Origin of the sequence: Chryseobacterium artocarpi (assembly GCF_001684975.1) — a bacterium.
Classification (GTDB): Bacteria; Bacteroidota; Bacteroidia; order Flavobacteriales; family Weeksellaceae; genus Chryseobacterium; species Chryseobacterium artocarpi.
In genome coordinates this window covers 196496-214711 of sequence record NZ_MAYH01000048.1, presented here as the reverse complement: position 1 = coordinate 214711, position 18216 = coordinate 196496, and the positions used below count along the sequence as shown (strand labels likewise).

Here is an 18216-nt window from a genome sequence, read left to right as displayed (position 1 = left end):
TTTAAGAGTAAATTAAAATTTGAAATTAATATTAATTATGAACAATCAATACTAATTTTATACCTAGGTAAGTTGATTTCACACTCTTTAGGATATGGATTTCTGTGGGTCATACTGATATCTTCGCGAAGACTGTTTTCAACTTCTTTAGCTTTATCCTCATCCTTTGAATATCTAGGATCGGCAATCAGTGGCATTTTTGCCATTTTGATAATGGTAACAGTCGGAAAGTGGTAGTCCACTTCAACAGTTCCTAGTAAATAATAAATGCCACCTTCCTTAAAAGGAAATTGTTTGAGGCTGTCAGGAAAATGAGCGGTATCAAAGTATTGCCCTTCTGCATCAACCCAAGTTCCAAAATACATATCATCTTTTTTATCCGGATGATTTTTCATTTTAATAGGAACATGCTTTCTGGAAATGAGATAAGCTAACATTTTTACCTGTTTCTTGTGATATTTCAAAAGGTCTTTTACTAACACATGACCTCTGTATTTTGTTTTCAGTAAATCAAAAATAGAATAGGAGACTGGAAAACCCAATATCTCAATTTCATCAAAAGCATCTTCAAATGGATTTCTTTCGATAATGGGCAATTCATAATTTTTTTGAGGTTCGTCAAATAACGATATGATTTTTGTTTTATATTGATTCTTTGATAAAAGAAATCTAGCCTCAATTAATAGTTCATGTTTCTGTTTTCCTGTGAATCTAAAGGCTCCGACAAAAATTAATATTTGTAATGTTTCAATACCAATATTGACCCTTTTTACAAAATCTTCCAATGATCTGTAGTCCCCATTTTCTTTTCTTTCTTCAGGAATGAAAAGTTTAACAGAAGTTTCAAGTTTTTCGATATGCATCAGCCCTAAGTATACATCTGTTCCATATACTGTAGTGTTGAGTTCGCTTAGGTTGACACATGGATTGTGAATCACTGCGCCTGACATTTTTGCTTCATGAATGTAAACTTCTGTTCTGTAAAATCCTCCACCATTATTAATAGCGGATACCATAAATTCAATAGGGTAGTAAGCTTTTAAATACAAACTCTGATAACTTTCAACTGCATAAGAAGCAGAGTGGGCTTTACAGAATGAATAGCCTGCAAAAGATTCAATCTGACGGTATACTTCTTGAGAAAGCTGCTCAGGATGTCCTTTTTTTTTGCAAGAATCAAAGAAGTCATCTTTTAATTTTTGTAAAGCAGAAAGAGAGCGCCCCTTACCACTCATTGCTCTTCTAAGAACATCACCATTAGCTGCTGAAACACCACCGAAGTGCATTGCGATTTTGATCACATCCTCCTGATATACCATAATGCCATAGGTTTCTCCCAGTTCTTTTGCAAATACGTCATGGAAATATTCAAACTGTCCAGGATGGTTATGGCGAAAAATATACTCGCGCATCATACCGCTCTGTGCTACACCTGGTCGGATTATTGATGACGCCGCAACCAATACTTTGTAATTATCACATTTGAGCCTTCTTAATAAACCTCTCATTGCAGGTGATTCAATATAGAAACAGCCTATGGTTTTTCCAATACTTAGGTATTCGTTGCATTTGGCTTCATTTTTCGAGATGGTGGTATCTTCAATATCGACATTAATACCTCTTTTTTCTTCAATCAGAGTGACAGTATCTTTTATTGTTCCCAACCCTCTTTGGGAGAGAATGTCAAATTTTTCCAATCCAATATCTTCGGCTGTATGCATATCAAATTGAACAATCGGAAATTCTTTTGGTGGAAACTCTAATGCAGAGTAATTGGTAATCGGTTCTTCAGATATTAAAATTCCGCAAGAGTGCATACTTCTTTGATTGGGAAAGCCTATCAACAACTGCTCATATTTATAAATCTCCTGAACTACAGAATTCTGATCATGTAATTCTTTAGGCTTTTTAGAAAGTTGATCCAGCTCATCCTTGGGAAGACCGAATACTTTTCCGAGTTCTCTAAATCTTGATTTTCTTTTGAATTCTACATTAGTTCCACAAAAGGCTACGTGATCTCTGCCATATTTTTTAAAGATGTATTCAAGGATTGTATCCCGATTTTTCCAACTCCAATCGATGTCGAAGTCGGGAGGTGACTTGCGATTAAGGTTAAGAAACCTTTCAAAGTATAAGTCAAGCTCTAATGGACATATATCTGAAATTCCTAAACAGTAAGCAATAATACTATTAGCACCGCTTCCTCTACCTACGTGCATAAAACCCATGCTTTTGCTGTATTGAATAATGTCCCAAGTAATTAAAAAATAACCGCAGAAATTCAGTTGGTCAATGACAGACAATTCTTTTTCAATCCTTTCGATTGCCTGACTGTTATTAATAGGATATCTTCGACCCAAACCATCATAAGCCAGTTGAGATAGCAATTTAAGATCGTTTTCCTTACTGTCAGTGTAATACTTTTTGTTCTTAGGGGGTTTAAAATTGAAGTCAAAACTGCATTCACTGACAATGTATTTAGTATTTTCAATGATTTCAGGGTATTGTACATATTGACTCAATAGTTTTTTCTTATTCGTAAAATACTCATTTTTTTTACAGTAATCTTTTTCAATGAGTTTAGTATAAAGGGTATTGCCATCGATTGCACGTAATACTTTATGGAGTTCATATTCATCATCGGTTTTAAAGGTTACCGGATGAAAAATGACCATTTTATGGATTAGAGATTTTAATTCCGAATTAATCAGGAAATTTAATTCATCTTGTCTAATACCAATAAATTCATGATCCGATAGTTTATCGGGCATATTCTGTAAAGAATAAATTACAAAACAATTTTCTACAGGTGGATTCACTTTTGGTATTTCAATACCTTCACAATTATAATCTGTTAACAGTCGATTAATCTCAGCAATGCCTTTTGGGTTCTTAGCTAAACATATATAATATTGTTCATTCTCAACTCTGACATCAACTCCAACAATTGGTTTAATACCTTTTTCCAGACACAGCTTATAGAATTGATAAATTCCAGTTACTGTATTTATGTCTGTCAATGCCAAAACTTTAAGTTTATAATCTACAGCTAGCTGAACCAGATCTTCGACAGAAATAGTCCCATAACGTAAGCTATGATAGGTATGACAATTGAGAAACATAATAATCTATTAATTTATAAGACCTGAAGCTCTTCCTACACTCTTTAGTCCAAAACGATCTTTGATTTTATCCATAGTCTGATATAATGATATCAATTCTTCTGTATCTTCAAAAAGATTCATTTGATGGTTTCCGTGAACTAAGCCTGTAAATTTGACTCCCACTAGACGAATTCTCATTCTTCTGGTATAAGCCTTTTGAAACAATTCCAAGACATATTTTAGCAGGGTGTGATCTGCTGAGGTATAGGGAACTTTACATTGTTTAGTCTCGGTATCAAAATTGGCATATCGGATTCTTATAGAAACCGTTGAGGTCAGCCATTTTTCATTCCTCAGCTGATAGCATAACTGTTCTACCATTCCTGAAAGAATGCTCCTGATATTTTGAACATCGATGGTGTCTTCTGAAAAAGTAGTTTCGGTAGAAATTGATTTTCGTTCTGAATATTGAATCACGGGGTTGTTATCGATACCGTTAGCTTTCTTCCAAAGTTCAATCCCATTTTTTCCAATCAATTGCTGCAACACATCAGCAGGCATTTTGGAAAGGGTTTCAATTTTTCTTACTCCTAGCCTTGAAAGCAGTTCGAAGGTGACATTGCCAACCATAGGAATTTTTTTAACTGATAATGGATTTAAGAAAGGCTGAATCTCCTGTAGTTTTAATTCTAATTTTCCGGTAGGTTTTGCTTCTCCGGTTCCGATTTTTGAAACTGTTTTATTGGTTGAAAGCGCAAAGCTTATTGGTAAACCAGTGTGTTTAATAACAGCATCGGCAATCTCAGCTGTCCACTGATAACATCCGAAAAATTTATCCATTCCGGAAAGGTCAAGATAGAATTCATCCACACTGGCTTTTTCCATGACCGGTACTTTTTCCTGAATGATTTCTGTTACCATATGTGACATATTGGAGTAATATTCCATATCGCCTTTGATAACCTGTGCTTCAGGGCACAAACGCAAAGCCATCCTAATCGGCATAGCGGAACGTACTCCGAATTTTCTGGCTTCATACGAGCAGGATGCCACGACACCACGATCTCCACCTCCTATAATGACGGGCTGATTCTTTAATACAGAATCTCTCAGCCGTTCACAGGAAACAAAAAATGTGTCCAAATCCATATGTGCAATTGCTCGTTCCATTTGACAAAATTAGTCACGTTTTTAAACAATTTTTGTATTTTTGTTGTCATAAATTATGACAATGTCAATTTTTGCAGATAACATCGTGTTTTTGAGAGGTAAAAAAAATCTATCCCAGCATAAGCTGGCGGAAGAATTAATTTTGACCAGATCTAGATATGTTTCCTATGAATATGGAGCAGCAGAGCCACCAATTGAAGTATTGATAAGAATTTCAAAGTATTACAATATAAGTATTGATTTGCTGGTGACTGTTGATATTAGAAAGTTTCCTTTGGAGCAAATGGTTAATTTGCCGGGAAATAAGATTTTGCTTCCTGTAGTTGTGGATTCTGAAGGAAATAATTTTATTGAAATTGTCCCACAAAAGGCTTCTATGGGGTATCTTAAAGGATTTAGTGATCCTGAATTTATTGAAAGTCTTCAAAAGATGCAGTTACCGTTTTTAACAAATGGAAAATACAGAGCATTTTTGGCAGATGGTGATTCAATGCCTCCATTTGCAGATCAATCAATTATTATTGGAGAGTATGTAGAGAAGTTAGACGATTTAAAATCCAATAAGGAATATATTTTTGTAACCCGTGATGGAATTACTTACAAGACGTTGTTGAAAAGAAATAAAAAAGTTATCACAGTATCTGCTGATAATTCATTTTATGAACCATACGACATTGCTTTGGAAGAAATATCTGAAGTGTGGCGATATGTAAGAGGAATTCTACCCCAAGATTATAAACCGCATAATTTATCCGATGAAAAGAATTTAAAAATTTTAGTCGATGATGCCAAAAGAAGTATCAGTAATCTTGAAAACAGTATTTTAAGATTAAATCAATGAAATAAAAAACTTCCCCTAATGGAAGTTAACAAACACAAATGATGAAAAATTATCCCTTAGAAAAGGGATAAAACAAATGTAATTATTATTTCAAAGTAAATTTAAATGACCCAGTTTGGCTTATTTAAATCCCATTTAGCTTTTTCCAAACCTTTTTGTAATCTTCTCCGGATAACGACGAACCAGCAGGTCTCGCTCTGCTCCAAATGTCTATAGATTGATTTTTTAACCAAAGATCAACTGAATCTGATGTTTGGTTAAAAATGTTACCATCAATACTTGCTTGATATAATGCTCCCATATGTTTTGCAATACTTCTAGGTACATTGTTTTTTCTCATTAGAACTCCCTCGTCCGTATTAACACCATAATGAAGATATGCGGGTAAATTTGCCATTTTCTTTTTATCAATATCTGATAAGCTATCCCAATCAATTCCACTTGTTGGCATTTTTTGCAATGCAGATAATCCCCATGTTGCCGAATTTGCGACAACTTTATATAACGCTTTTGTAGTTTTTTGAATTGCCACAGTTTCACTTTCATTAGGATATAACCTCGCCGCAATTATTGGTAATTCTTTACCATTAACCCAGTCAACGACTAATCGTGAGATGGATGCTTTATCTAAAATCTGATCCCCTCCATTCAGCTCATCCATCGATTTCCTAATTTCGTAGGTGTTAAGCATAATCCCAACAAGTTTTTGCATTGTCTGATTTTGCTCTGAAAAAAGTTGATTCTTATTCCAGTCTGTAGCATTTATATCTGCTCCTATTAATCTTCCTATCATTTGTCGTACGGATACAGAAGAAAATCCCGTTGAATCTGACATTTTTGCATCAGCAAAACTCAAATTAGAAGCATACCTACGAAGATGTTCCCGTAAGAATACTTTTTTCTCCTGCGACAATTGCCTGTAACCAAAAGTACCTTGTAGTTTTAGTTCCAATTGTGCTAAAAATGCTTCCTGTTGGGCAGTCTGTCTTCTTAAATGGGAAATGAACTGTAAAATTGCTGACCAACGTTCATCAAAATATAGCCATCTATCAAAATCAGAATCAGCATGCCTTAATGCTACATCAATGGCATTTACCAATTGAGAATGAAGTTCGTCAGAAGCTTTTTTTACATAATTTGTTACTTCAACTAGATCACTATCATTTCTTACTGCCATGCCTACCCATCCCATACTTTCCTGACCTGCTCTTCCAACTCTTCCTGCAAGATTCCAAAAATCTCTAACTGGCATTGGCCCTGCAAAAGGGTAGTTATAAGACCCAACAATTACTGCAGAGACAGGGAAGTTAATACCTTGTGCAATAGTTGTAGTTGCAATAATAGCTTGCAATTTCTCATTAGTCATAAGATCTTCGACAAGAAACCTGATATCATCAGGTAGAGCAGAACTATGTATAGCAATCCTTTTTGTTAGATATTTAGCAAGTGGAAAGTTTTCGCCTAGCTCACTTTTTACTAAACGTATTAATAAATTGACATCTTCATCTTGTTCTTCAAATTCAACTGAATCGTTGTAAAGTTTTTCTGCTATAGTGTACGTTTCATTTGGACTCGAAGCCAATATTATTATTGGTGTTTCAATATCAAGTATTACGGCAGCTAGGAAAGAAATGATTTTTGATTTCGATGCTGTTAACTCAGCTTTTGTAAGCCCCGCATTAATATAGTCAACAATAGGGAGTGATTCTCCAATTTCATATGTGCCTTTGTCTGTATGCAAAGGTTTTAAAGAAATACTGTAATTTCTGCCTCTTCCAACTACTTCAACAGCGCCTACAATTCTTTCGTTAGGTTGCCACCAATCTAATTCAAGATTAATGACATGCCCCCTGTCACCAGCAAGCCATGAAGAAATTTCAGTTGAATTGATAATGTCAGGTGTCATCAACAGAAAATTGGCTTCTTCACAATCATTTTTTATTGTAGATAGTAAAAACTCTAAATTTAAACCTCGTGATGACTCTTCAATATTGTGTGCTTCATCAACAACAGTTAATACCAAAGGTCGTTCTGCTGTTGTACCAAGACCTTGTCGAACCAGTAGGTTCATTTTTTCATATGTTGTGACTAAAATGTCGAAATCAGTGTTATTTCCATTTTCTTCAATCAAATGTTGTTCAAAGCCATCAAGATCTATAGCCCCACTAGCTTTTTCAACTTTGATTCCTATTGAACCAAGATCCTTTTTTAACTGGATATAAACCTGATTGACTAAAGCCTTCGTTGGTGCTAGATAAGCAATCCATCCCCCTTGGGCTTTAAATTGATTAAGAGCCTGCAGAATTTTATACTCGGCTATCAAAGTTTTACCACTCGATGTAGGTAAGTTAATAACTACTGCTCTATGAGCCGGATTTAAGAGTTCTCCTTCGATAATAGATTCCCGTTGAGGATATAATAGTTCAAATAGACCCTTATCTTCTTTTTGAGAAATATAGTTATTAAATCTCGTTACCCAATTGTTAATTCCACGAGTTGTATACCATATAGTATTTCGAATTAATTTTTGAGTGAAAGCATCAAAAAATTGATATAGTAAGGTTAGACTTAGATTACCTGATTTTTGTGAAAATTCTCTGGCAAAATTGAGATGGTATTGAATTTCGGTTTCGGGTTCAAGAGGTCTACCCTCTATTAAGTACCTTCCTAAAATTTCAATATTTTTAGCAAAATGGTATAGGGAAACTAATTCTGCAGCACCGTATGCTCGGCTTTCCTCATTTATCTCGTTTAAAAACGAATTTTCAAATTGGGACTGTTCTTCTCTAAGTTGATTAATATAACTGATTCCTTGACGTATTTCGTGCCAGGAATCTTTTTTTACTAAATGAGCTAATGCTTTAAATGATAATGTTAAGATTCTCAAACTCCAATTAGTATCTTCCTCGATATTTTCAAATTGGCTGATCGTCTTATTTAAGTATTGTTTAACAAAATGCCATTGCTCCCCTAGATATCCAAATGAGATTATTTTAAAATGCTCATATATAAGATATTCTTTTTGCGAAGTGATTGGTATTTGGCTAGATATATCAAAATATGTTGCACATAATGCTTTAAATTCATTGTTTTCGACTCTTTGATCCCAAAGTTCAATAATTCTTAGTTCACAAAGTTCTTTTGCAATGGATAGTTTTTGAATGTTCTCTACACTTAGTTCAATATCATGAAATCGAGCAGATAATTTTACTTTTTGTATGAGCATACCAATTGATTCAAGCATATCTGGATATGCTTGTTCCAAAAAACTATATTTTATATTTATACTCATTACTCTTACTCGTTAATGATATTTTCCCACTCTTCTTTTCGAATCGGCAAATATAATGCTAATAGTTTGAGCCCATTTGGTTCCAATATATGATTTTTTAACCTTTCGTAACTTGCAGATAAATCTTTTACATCAGATTCTACATCTCTTACTAGAACTCCGTATAGTTGAAAATTACATGTGTCTGAGTAATAGCTTCGTTCGCTTGCATTAAAGTCAATTTTGAATGGATGACCATCAGGATAATGTCGCATCTTGTTTTTGAGATATGATATAAGAATAAATCTTTTATTTCTATCATTATAAAGATCCCTCAACTGCTTTTCAATTCCTTCTGCATAGGTCATTACTTGCGGAGGACGAGTGGCTGTTTCGGAAGAAGTCTTCACCTCTCCAAACAGAAAAACAACCTCCCCATTTACTTCTGTAAATCCTACTAAATCTGCTCCTGTTTTATTTCCTCTAGGGTTTCTTGCATCACGATTTTCATTCCAGTGAAACCTGCAAACAAACTCTTGTTCCAAAATAATTTCAGCATATGCTTCGCCTATTCGGAATTGTTTTAATTCAATTTCCTCGTTAAGTAATGTTTGAATATCTGCAATTAATCCCGCATTAGCTATAAAGCCTGTTTCTTCTTGCAGCGCCTGTAGTCTGTTAAGAGAATCTTGCCATTCTTCGCGGTCTAATAAATTGTCTTTAACTGCATTTTGTAAGTGTTCTCGGCACTCTTCTTCACTCAAAGAAATACCTTTGTAAGATCTGTGTTCTGCATCAAGTTGTTCAAAAGTGACGTTCATGAAATGATTATAGTTTCTTATGCAAGTTACAAATTAAATTTTTTTATCATTACGGTTTACCGTAAGGTTTATCTAAAAAAGTAATTTATTGCAAAAATTATAATGTTACATCACTGAATGCTTTTATGATGTATTGGTTTCTAGGTTTATTATATGAAGGATTTTCTTGAATATATTTGTATTCGTTATGTAAGCTAGGAATTGCTGCACCTGTTCTCATAATAGCATTTCTAGTTTGAAAAGGAAGTTTGAAAAATGCTATCGCAGATTTTAATTCGTTTTCTGATAATTCGTTTCTCATATTTGCTCCATTACATCCATATCCTTTGTGAACAAATTTTATTGTAATATGATCAAATATTATTAAATCTTTTGTATTAATTCTAAAAGCTCTTTGTGACTTCTCAGGTTCATATCCATATGCATTTATTTGCTTAAAATGCTGTGGGTATTTAGTATCCGTTACTTCCACGAATCCATTCTTAATTAAAATTTGAGCAAGTTGCTCAGATGCTTGATAAGTCTTCATTTGTATAATTTTTTCCAGTTAATACTTTGAAATAATGTATTTTAAAGTTAATGAAAATAATTTATTAATGTAACTGTTAAATGAGATATTATATATAGTGACTGATTGTTATAATAATTACGTCCTTATTCAAAAAAAAACTGCCACAAGTAATGTGGCAGTTTTTTTAGTAATCTATTTTCTTATGACTAACTTTTTACTGAAACTAAAACCTATTCCATCTCCTTTGACAATATAAATGCCATTTTGTAGTTTAGATGTATTAATTATATCAGCGTTTACATCAATAAAATCTTCAGTTATCTTTTTTCCTGAAAAATCATAAATACTAATTTTAGCTTTCACGCCTTTTGGAACATTAGCTTTAATTCTAAATTCATTACCTGCCGGATTGGGATAAAGGGAAACTGCATGATTTGAAGACGAATTTTCGTCAGTTGCCATCAATTGACAGTCTGTTGGAATTGAAAAATCTTCGATTTGATCGGATATTGCAGGTAATAGTCCGTTACCACTTCCAGCAGTTTTTCCTGATTTAGCATTTACTCCCAAACCTCGCTTGGCAAATGTATCCCAAATGAGACATTTATTTGCTCCCCCATTTATAGATGCATCAGCAGCGATTATTGCATCTCTGCCTTTAATAAAAGAAGGATAGCATCCTTGAATTTTTAATGCAGTCAAAACAAGTTGTGTAATCATAGCACTTCCTGATTCTGGATTATTGGCGATGTCATTAGAAAAGCCATATTTTTCAGCAAACTTCCATTGTAAATCCCATAGCATAGTAGCCCAAACAAACCCTATAGAGTGTACGTCTAGAGCATATGTTCCATCACCAACATCATATGCCATACCATTAGTATCACCATATGTAAAGCTGTTAATATTAAAATCAGGGGAATATTTAGCAGGTCGAATACCTCCTTCAGTTGTAAGTTGATTACTTACATAAGTGCCAAGACCTCTTGGTTGAGAGGCTGTAGCATCGGCTTTATTTGTTAATATTAAAGCTAGAAAATCTGACCATCCTTCACCCATTTGTTCATTGGCATAGAATGGGTTCAGACAAGAATATCCATTACCTGTGCTTCTATTGGAAATCCCATGTGTATATTCATGGGCAATAATCCCATTATCTAAACTTCCATCCAAAGTACGAATTCTATTTTGAAGACTAATATTGACATTAATATTCTGGTCTAACTTTGATTTAATAATTTGACCTTCTGTGTAGTCAACTAATACGCCTGGTATGGATACAGTAATTCCTGTTCCAACCATATCTCCAAAAGCTTGAGTGGGAGAAGTGTTGTATATAATTACAGCTGCAGCACCTTTGTCCTGCGCTTTTTTATATTTAAAATCAAATGAACAAGTCCCTCTCTGTATTAAAACTATCTTTCCACTCACATCTGTATTCGTTAAGTCAGTACAGGCATCAATAGGATTTGCTAAAACTACATCAGAAGTAATAGGGGTAGACGTAAGTGTTGAACCAAAATCTGTATTTGTTCCTGTTAAGGGTGCTCTTGGAATAAGTTCGGAAGGTGAGTTGTAAGTAAGGTAGTTTCTTGATAGCCAAAGGTACATTTGCATCCTTGGAGCATATCCGTCAATTGGCGTTGAAAAATTTGCATTATTGTATCCTCCACCATCTCTCGCTTCTGCAAGAACAGGGTCGCTGTCAGTAAATTCTTCACCTTTTCCAAAATTATTAGATTGAAAATTTCTACCTGCTTCGTCAAATCCAAATCTATATGCTATATCATGCATTTTATTGTTCATATAAAATAGATTAGTAATCGAAGCGTCTTTGTAGTCTGCAGGGATATTATTGTCTATTAACGGAAAATCAAAAACATGCTCGTTTCCTCCGTCTGAAACTCCACTTGGGATATTATTTCCAGTTTCATCAGCGTATGTATAAACATTGTTTCCTCTTGTGATTGTGTAATTATTCTCACCGTCATCATGCCATCCTAATGGCGATGCATCTGAATACCAAGGATCAACTTCTAATGTTCTTTCACCATAAGTAGGTGCTTCAATAGGGAGAGCAAATACTCTGTAGGAAGCTCCGTCAAGCTTTTTCTCAGATGTGGTGAATTTCTTTTTATAGATATTTGGTAAGGTAGCTTCGTTTGAAACTTTATAAAATGAAGAGTGCTCATGAGAGTAAGCATCATTATCAAATTTACAGAAAACTGTCAAATTGGACTTGTTTACAAGTGATCCAGTTTCTGCATCAACAACTATGTTCCAATAATTGTTTGTACCATCCTCATAAAAGTTTAATACATCTACAAGTATTAAAACACCATTTTCTGAAAAGTATGCTTTCTGAACTTCGACGCTGTTGTGGTGCTTCTTGTCAAATGTGTATTTTGAAGTGTCAGATTTTAGACCGGCTGCGGTTAAAATTTTATCAAAATTACTTTTAATATCATAGACCGCGCTCTTGATTTTTACTTTTGTTGCATCAGCTGAGATAAAATTATCTGAAATGTATGCTACTTCATTATTTTTTATAATCACAGATGCAATTGCTCCATAAACGGGAATATCATTGTAAGTTTGGTTGATATTAACTACTTTGCCATTTAATGCTTTATCATTTTGGATATCCAAGATTTTAAATGTTTCAGCTTTATTTACCTGAACTTTATTTGTTTGCGGATGCTGATTTAAATAATCTGCGATTATATTTTTTTCAGTTTCTTGAGCATTAGCAAGAATGGAGAAATTAAAAAATACAACAGCAGCAAATTTAACAGTAAGATAATTATTCACTTTCATATAGTTTTAACTGTTACTTTTTTACAATTTTTTTAGTAATAGGAGCCTCCTTAGCCGACATTTTGATTTGTAGATAGTACACTCCAGAAGGTAATTTTGACATATCTATTTTTTTTGTGTCTTTACCCGATATTACTAGATTGCCATTTGAACTATACAATGCCATGCTATACGCAATTTCATTGATGTTTACAAAATTTTGGGTAGGGTTAGGAAAAGGTGTAATATTTTTACTGGTTTCTACTTCTGTGGATGATAAAAGGGCACAGTCAGTAACGTATGTAGCTGTTTCATCTTTTTCCCATAGAAAAGCATTTGAACTGTATTCAGCGTTATCTACCTGAATACAAGTTAGTTTAGGATTGTTTGTAGTCACGCATAATACAACGTTGGTATTATTTCCATTCTTCATGTTTACAGTTTCTAGATTAGGGCAACCACTGGCCTGTAATCCAAAAATATTGGAGTTTTGTGAAGCATCAATGTTCTTTAGGTTTGTTTTATTTACATACAAATATCCTAGCATAGGAAGCATCGTAACATCGAGGTCAGATATGCTCGTCTCATCTATAAGAAGTTGAGTGAGATATATGTTTTTACTAACGTTTAAACTTTCAATTGGATTTCCAGTTCCATTAAATATATTAATGAGTGTATTTTGTGATAAATCAATATTTTTAATTTGATTATATGCAATCCCAATAAAGGTTAGTCTTTTGTTATTTAATAGATTCAAATCAGTAATCTTATTACTGCCTAAATCTAATTGTGCAAGTCTGGGATTTTTGCTAACATCGACTGAAGTTAATTTATTTAGTGTGAGATTTAAGACAGCTAGATTAGGACAATGAGTAACATCTATAGACTCTATACTGTTAAATGATAAATTGACAGATTGTAATTGATTGTAATTCTGACTTCCAAATATTACACTCTTTAAATTACTATTTAACTGTGCTTGGATTTCGGTAAGTTCTGTGTTTTTAGAAACGTCAATGCTTGTCAAATTTGTCGAACTGGCAACAAGCTTTACCAGTTTTGTATTATTTGAAATATCAAGAGCTGTAATGCCTGTTTTTGAAACCTGTAAATCAGTAATGTTTTTAAAAGCCTCTAATCCTGTTAGGTTTTTAATGTTACTGTATCCGATTACATTAATTTGCCCAGTGTATGCCTCAGCCTCGCTAACTTGGATAAGACCATCATTATTCTTATCAATATTGTTGTAAAGAAGTAGGTATTCGTAGAAATATTCATCAGGAATATTGACAACCTGGGCATTAAAGCCCAAGAAGTTCAATAATAATGAAGAAATAATTAGTATGTTTTTTAGGTTCATTTTAAATTACTTTATAATTACTTTTGTTGTATGTAATAATTTTCCTTGTTCGGAAACTGTTTTTATAATGTAGTTACCCGGTTTAGCTGACAACTTAATTTTTGAATCAGAATTAACTACTCCGGATTGAATTTTTTTGCCGCTTAAATCAAATAGTTCAAATTGCCCTGCTTTTAAATTGCTGAAATAAATATCTCCCGATGTCGGATTTGGGTAGAGTGCTATTTTTGCCTTATTATTATCATTTGCAGATAAAGTTCCGCTCGGTACTTCAATTTTATATAATTCCTGTCCAGGCGTAACTCCCATCTTTATGGAAGCTAATAGATAATCATCTTTAGCAATCATATCACCCAAAGTAAAATTGGTGCTCCCAGGATTTAATTTCAATGTTAATTTAGTTCCTGTTTCTGTGCCGTCTGTCTCCCATAATTGAGCGTCATTTGTTCCGTCATTTGCAAAGAAGTAAATTTTGTCATTTAAGTATGTAAGCTTCGTTGGATTAGAACTTCCACTTCCCGCATTTATATCTTTCAGTATTTTAGTTCCCGATTCAGTCCCATCAGTAATATATAGCTCAGTTCCATTATTAGAGTTAGTTGCAACAAAAACAACTTTATCTCCGATCTGTCTATAACTGTTAGGATTTGATCCCGAATATTGACTGGCTGTATTAATATCTTTCAACCTGTATGTACCAGTTTCAGTCCCATCGGTAATCCAAGGTTCTGTAGATGTTGTGTTATCGGAAGCACTAAATAAAGTTTTTCCAAGTGCCGAGCTGTAGAAGAATTCCTGCGGTTGTGATGTGCTGGTCGGATTTATTGTTTTTAGTAAACTTGTTGTTTGACCATCAAATTTGTAAAGTTGGAATGAGTAGCTTGTATCTGTTGAAGGGCGCCCTCCAAAGATAAGATTTCCATTGATGCTGCCCATATAGCCGTTACTATACGTGCTTTCATTTATTTTCTGAATGGCACCTTCTGCATTCATCTGAAAAATGTAGCTATTATTTAAAAAGTAAAGATTATTATTGGCTAAAGTAAAATAAGATGACCATTTGTAATTTTCAGAGACAAGCTTTAGCCCGTTTACTTCATCATAGCTGTAAAGTCCATTCGGATGACTGCTGTCTGAAAGTAATGCTGAATAATAAATTTTATTGTTAAAAACTGTCATATATACAGGAATCTGACCTGTACTACCTGTTAGAATATCTGATATTATATTTGTTCCACTTGCGGTTCCATCCGATACCCATAGCTCGGAACCATAATCGGGATGATTGGCGGAAAAATAAACCTTGTTATTGAAATTAACAAGATATTGAGGTGAAGACCCATTTACACCGGGATAGATATCTTTAACTAAAGATATTGATTGTGCTGTGATTAGGTTTGCTAAAAGTATAGCTAAAAAGTTGATTTTCTTCATATCTAAAAATTTTAAATTTTGATTAATTTTACCTTGTCTCAATTCTCTCACATTAATTTTTTTCAACAAAAATTTACGTCAAAATTTATGTTGACGGATTATTTATCTGATAAAGATTATGTGGAGAGAAATCTGATTCTGTGAAATCAAAATTATGAAGAAAAACCAATAAGAAAATTAGTTCTACTTTCAGATTTTTGTTATTTTTCTTAAATATGAAAGGTTCTTAAACTATTTAAGTTTCTGGAATTTAGTTGATTATAGTTAAGTTTAATGAATACTTAATATTAGCCTTGAAAATGTCTTTTCCAGATTGAAAATAGCAATAAAATTAAAAAAAGGCTGAATAATAGGTAGAATGATATTTGGTATTTTTGGTTTTTATTTAATGATTCTTTATTTTTAATATCAGAATCGTATATAAAAGAATCTATTTTTTTTGCCTGATTTTGTTCCGCTATTCGGGAATATTTCAAATACTTACTTAGATACATATTATAGTCCTTTACATTGTCCATTGCAAGACTAAGACTAATTATAGTGGAATAAAATTGGCTACTTAAATCAGAGTCATTTTCTTCTAATTCTTTTATGGGAACATTTTTTAAAATGTCATCTGCTTGATTTAGCATTCCTTTCTTTATAAAAATTTCTGCAAGACTGATTAAGGCAAAATATCTATTATTGCCGAGATTAAAATTTGAGTTAATAACTTTATTAAAACATTCCTCAGCTTTGTCAAGGTCTCCTTGAGCAATAAGACATGAGCCTTTTTGTATATTTATTAGAGCTTGATTTGTGATTGCAAGTTTATCATTGCGTTGAATCTCATATACTTTTAAAGCTTTTTCAAAATACTTTAATGCAAATTCACAATTCAGTTCATCTCTAAATACCATTCCTTTCATATTGTAGAGATTTCCCTTTAAGAAAAGCAATGAATCTGGTACTTTTATACTATCCATTTTATTTTCTGCTTTGTCAAGGTAGATTTTTGCATTTTCAGTCATTAACATTGTCTGATATTGGTTACCAAGCATTGAAAGCAGCTTTATTTCCTGGAAAGGTTCTTTACTTTCTTTTGCCCATATAATGACCTTATTACAATTATCAATAACTTTTTTAGATTGACCAAGCAACAACTGTGCATTGATAATAGTAATCATTGCAGCAGTTTTGATCTCAATGCTATTAGTATTTTTCATAACTGAATCGGCCTTCTTTATTGCCTGTTCAGGATTGACGTAAACAAGTTTTTTCGCTTCTATCAAGGCAGAATTCTTTGATTGCGATGAAAAACATGCAAAAAGGAGAATTAGTATTATGCTAAATAAATTTTTCATTTAGCTTTCAATTTTCTTAATGTATTCTGCAGGGGACATACCTACCTTATTTTTAAAGACTGTAGTAAATAAACTGTGAGTCGAAAAACCGCATTCTTCTGCTAAGTAACTTATTTTATATTTTCTGTAGTTTGGATCTGTATTAAGTTTGTCAATAATATAGTTAATCCTTAGATTGTTTAAATACGTATTAAAGTTGGTGTCTTTATGCTTATTAATTATTTCTGAGAGATAGCGGGAATTTGTGTCAAATGACTGTGATAGACTTTTAACGGAAAGATTTGAACGTATAAATTTGTTTGTTTTTTCAAAATCGTCTAGTTTCTGTAAAATTTCTTTTTCGGTTTTATCTGAAATAATCAACAATTTTTGGTCTTCTGCTATATGTTTATCTTTGGTAGAAGAATCAAGTTTTAGTCTCTTTTTTCTAAAATAAATTGCACAAAATATGATAGCGATAATTAGGAGCGATAATAATGATGTAATCACTATTATATATTTCCATATTCTTTTTTCTGAGAGAAGTTTTCTTTCGTAATTGTTCTCAATATTATTTGCTAGTGAAGATCTAGCTTTAATTCTTATAATATTGTTGTTGTCAATGATATTAAAAAAATTATCATTAGCCCATTTCACGTCTTTAACCGCTTTATTTAAAGCAGATGCATTGGCATATAAACGATAATATTTTTCTTTTAATAAAACATCAGGCGAAGCAATAACTGTATTTTTTAATGATTGAAGAATCTTGAAAGATGAAACATTTTTATCCTCTGCTAATTGGATTTCTGCTAGACCTATGTAGGGATAAATTTTTGAGATAGAATCTTTGCTGTTAATATTACTATATTGGATCGATTTCGAAAAATAAGCAGAGGCCTTCCTGTAATCCATACTTTTTAACTCGATTTCTCCTAAATAATAATAGCAGCGACCTATCAAATAGTAATTTTTTTCTTTGTGATAAAAATCCAGTAAATTCAAAATATATTGCCTCTGATCTTTATCTTTAAAAAAGTCAAGGGAATGTAAATCTACAAGTAGTTCAAATGAATTTCGAATAGGGACTTTCGGATAAGTTTTAATAATCTCTAATTTATGATTATATGCATCCGATTTTATTCCTAAAAAATTAGAAAGTTGAAATGCCATCCAATGATATTGGAATACTACTTCTGGCTCATTATTTTTTTCATTTTGGATTCTCAGACTATCAAGAATTTTAGTCGCTTCAATATATTTTCCCCTAATTACTAATGATTTAATTCTTATAGCATTACCTTCTACAGGATTGATGTTAGAGTAGTAGTCAATGTATTGAGAATATAGTGTATTGTCATTTTGGACAGACTGCAAGACAGTTTGCTTCAAAGTAGCGAGATCTTCTTTCGTTTGTGCAAGAAAACAATTGGATATCAGGATAATCCATAAAATAAAAAAGCGATAGAAATGGTGCATCAAACAAAAAATAAATCGTTACAAAATTACAAACTTATATCAATATATTGTGAATTTAAGTTTTTGTTATAATTCATTTAACTATTTAAAAAAAGTAATAATGCCTT

At 32.8% G+C, this 18216-nt stretch carries 11 protein-coding genes; 1 reads left to right on the top strand and 10 read right to left on the bottom strand.

Annotated features, from left to right (window positions below; translation table 11 throughout):
- Window positions 1-35 precede the first annotated feature (35 nt).
- Window positions 36-3122, bottom strand: coding sequence for a DNA polymerase III subunit alpha (locus BBI01_RS18770; RefSeq protein WP_065396176.1), 3087 nt, complete (start codon window positions 3120-3122; stop codon window positions 36-38).
- A 9-nt stretch (window positions 3123-3131) separates the two neighbouring features.
- Window positions 3132-4274, bottom strand: coding sequence for a DNA polymerase IV (gene dinB, locus BBI01_RS18765; RefSeq protein WP_065396175.1), 1143 nt, complete (start codon window positions 4272-4274; stop codon window positions 3132-3134).
- 61 nt (window positions 4275-4335) lie between these two features.
- On the opposite strand from dinB, the gene BBI01_RS18760 reads away from it, so the two are divergent.
- Window positions 4336-5115 carry an XRE family transcriptional regulator gene (locus BBI01_RS18760; protein ID WP_065396174.1) on the top strand — a complete coding sequence of 260 codons (780 nt, stop codon included), beginning with the start codon at window positions 4336-4338 and terminating at the stop codon, window positions 5113-5115.
- Between the two features lie 124 nt (window positions 5116-5239).
- Here the strand turns inward: BBI01_RS18760 and BBI01_RS18755 are convergent, their stop codons facing one another.
- From BBI01_RS18755 to BBI01_RS18720, 8 genes are all read right to left on the bottom strand, one after another.
- Entirely contained in the window at window positions 5240-8407 is a 3168-nt protein-coding gene (locus BBI01_RS18755; protein ID WP_065396173.1) for a DEAD/DEAH box helicase, read from the bottom strand.
- Window positions 8408-8412: 5 nt separating this feature from the next.
- Window positions 8413-9207, bottom strand: coding sequence for a hypothetical protein (locus BBI01_RS18750; RefSeq protein ID WP_065396172.1), 795 nt, complete (start codon window positions 9205-9207; stop codon window positions 8413-8415).
- 97 nt (window positions 9208-9304) lie between these two features.
- The gene (locus BBI01_RS18745; protein ID WP_065396171.1) at window positions 9305-9736 is read right to left on the bottom strand and encodes a hypothetical protein; all 432 of its coding nucleotides are present in this window, start codon (window positions 9734-9736) and stop codon (window positions 9305-9307) included.
- Window positions 9737-9910: 174 nt separating this feature from the next.
- Window positions 9911-12535, bottom strand: a complete 2625-nt coding sequence (locus BBI01_RS18740; protein WP_065396170.1) for a T9SS-dependent M36 family metallopeptidase — start codon at window positions 12533-12535, stop codon at window positions 9911-9913.
- A gap of 13 nt (window positions 12536-12548) precedes the next feature.
- Window positions 12549-13874, bottom strand: a complete 1326-nt coding sequence (locus BBI01_RS18735) for a T9SS type A sorting domain-containing protein (RefSeq protein WP_065396169.1) — start codon at window positions 13872-13874, stop codon at window positions 12549-12551.
- Window positions 13875-13880: 6 nt separating this feature from the next.
- Window positions 13881-15308, bottom strand: a complete 1428-nt coding sequence (locus BBI01_RS18730; protein ID WP_123862176.1) for a T9SS type A sorting domain-containing protein — start codon at window positions 15306-15308, stop codon at window positions 13881-13883.
- A 287-nt stretch (window positions 15309-15595) separates the two neighbouring features.
- Window positions 15596-16651: a tetratricopeptide repeat protein gene (locus tag BBI01_RS18725; RefSeq protein ID WP_065396167.1), complete on the bottom strand. Its 1056-nt coding sequence runs from the start codon at window positions 16649-16651 to the stop codon at window positions 15596-15598.
- Complete coding sequence (locus BBI01_RS18720) at window positions 16652-18022, bottom strand: helix-turn-helix domain-containing protein (protein ID WP_165602273.1); 1371 nt, start codon at window positions 18020-18022, stop codon at window positions 16652-16654.
- Between the last annotated feature and the right edge of the window lie 194 nt (window positions 18023-18216).

What these genes read in the sequence shown, in the direction of transcription:
- BBI01_RS18770 (WP_065396176.1), bottom strand. Translation starts at nt 3,122, where the DNA reads ATGTTTCTCAATTGTCATACCTATCATAGCTTACGTTATGGGACTATT.
- dinB (WP_065396175.1), bottom strand. Translation starts at nt 4,274, where the DNA reads ATGGAACGAGCAATTGCACATATGGATTTGGACACATTTTTTGTTTCC.
- BBI01_RS18760 (WP_065396174.1), top strand. Translation starts at nt 4,336, where the DNA reads ATGTCAATTTTTGCAGATAACATCGTGTTTTTGAGAGGTAAAAAAAAT.
- BBI01_RS18755 (WP_065396173.1), bottom strand. Translation starts at nt 8,407, where the DNA reads ATGAGTATAAATATAAAATATAGTTTTTTGGAACAAGCATATCCAGAT.
- BBI01_RS18750 (WP_065396172.1), bottom strand. Translation starts at nt 9,207, where the DNA reads ATGAACGTCACTTTTGAACAACTTGATGCAGAACACAGATCTTACAAA.
- BBI01_RS18745 (WP_065396171.1), bottom strand. Translation starts at nt 9,736, where the DNA reads ATGAAGACTTATCAAGCATCTGAGCAACTTGCTCAAATTTTAATTAAG.
- BBI01_RS18740 (WP_065396170.1), bottom strand. Translation starts at nt 12,535, where the DNA reads ATGAAAGTGAATAATTATCTTACTGTTAAATTTGCTGCTGTTGTATTT.
- BBI01_RS18735 (WP_065396169.1), bottom strand. Translation starts at nt 13,874, where the DNA reads ATGAACCTAAAAAACATACTAATTATTTCTTCATTATTATTGAACTTC.
- BBI01_RS18730 (WP_123862176.1), bottom strand. Translation starts at nt 15,308, where the DNA reads ATGAAGAAAATCAACTTTTTAGCTATACTTTTAGCAAACCTAATCACA.
- BBI01_RS18725 (WP_065396167.1), bottom strand. Translation starts at nt 16,651, where the DNA reads ATGAAAAATTTATTTAGCATAATACTAATTCTCCTTTTTGCATGTTTT.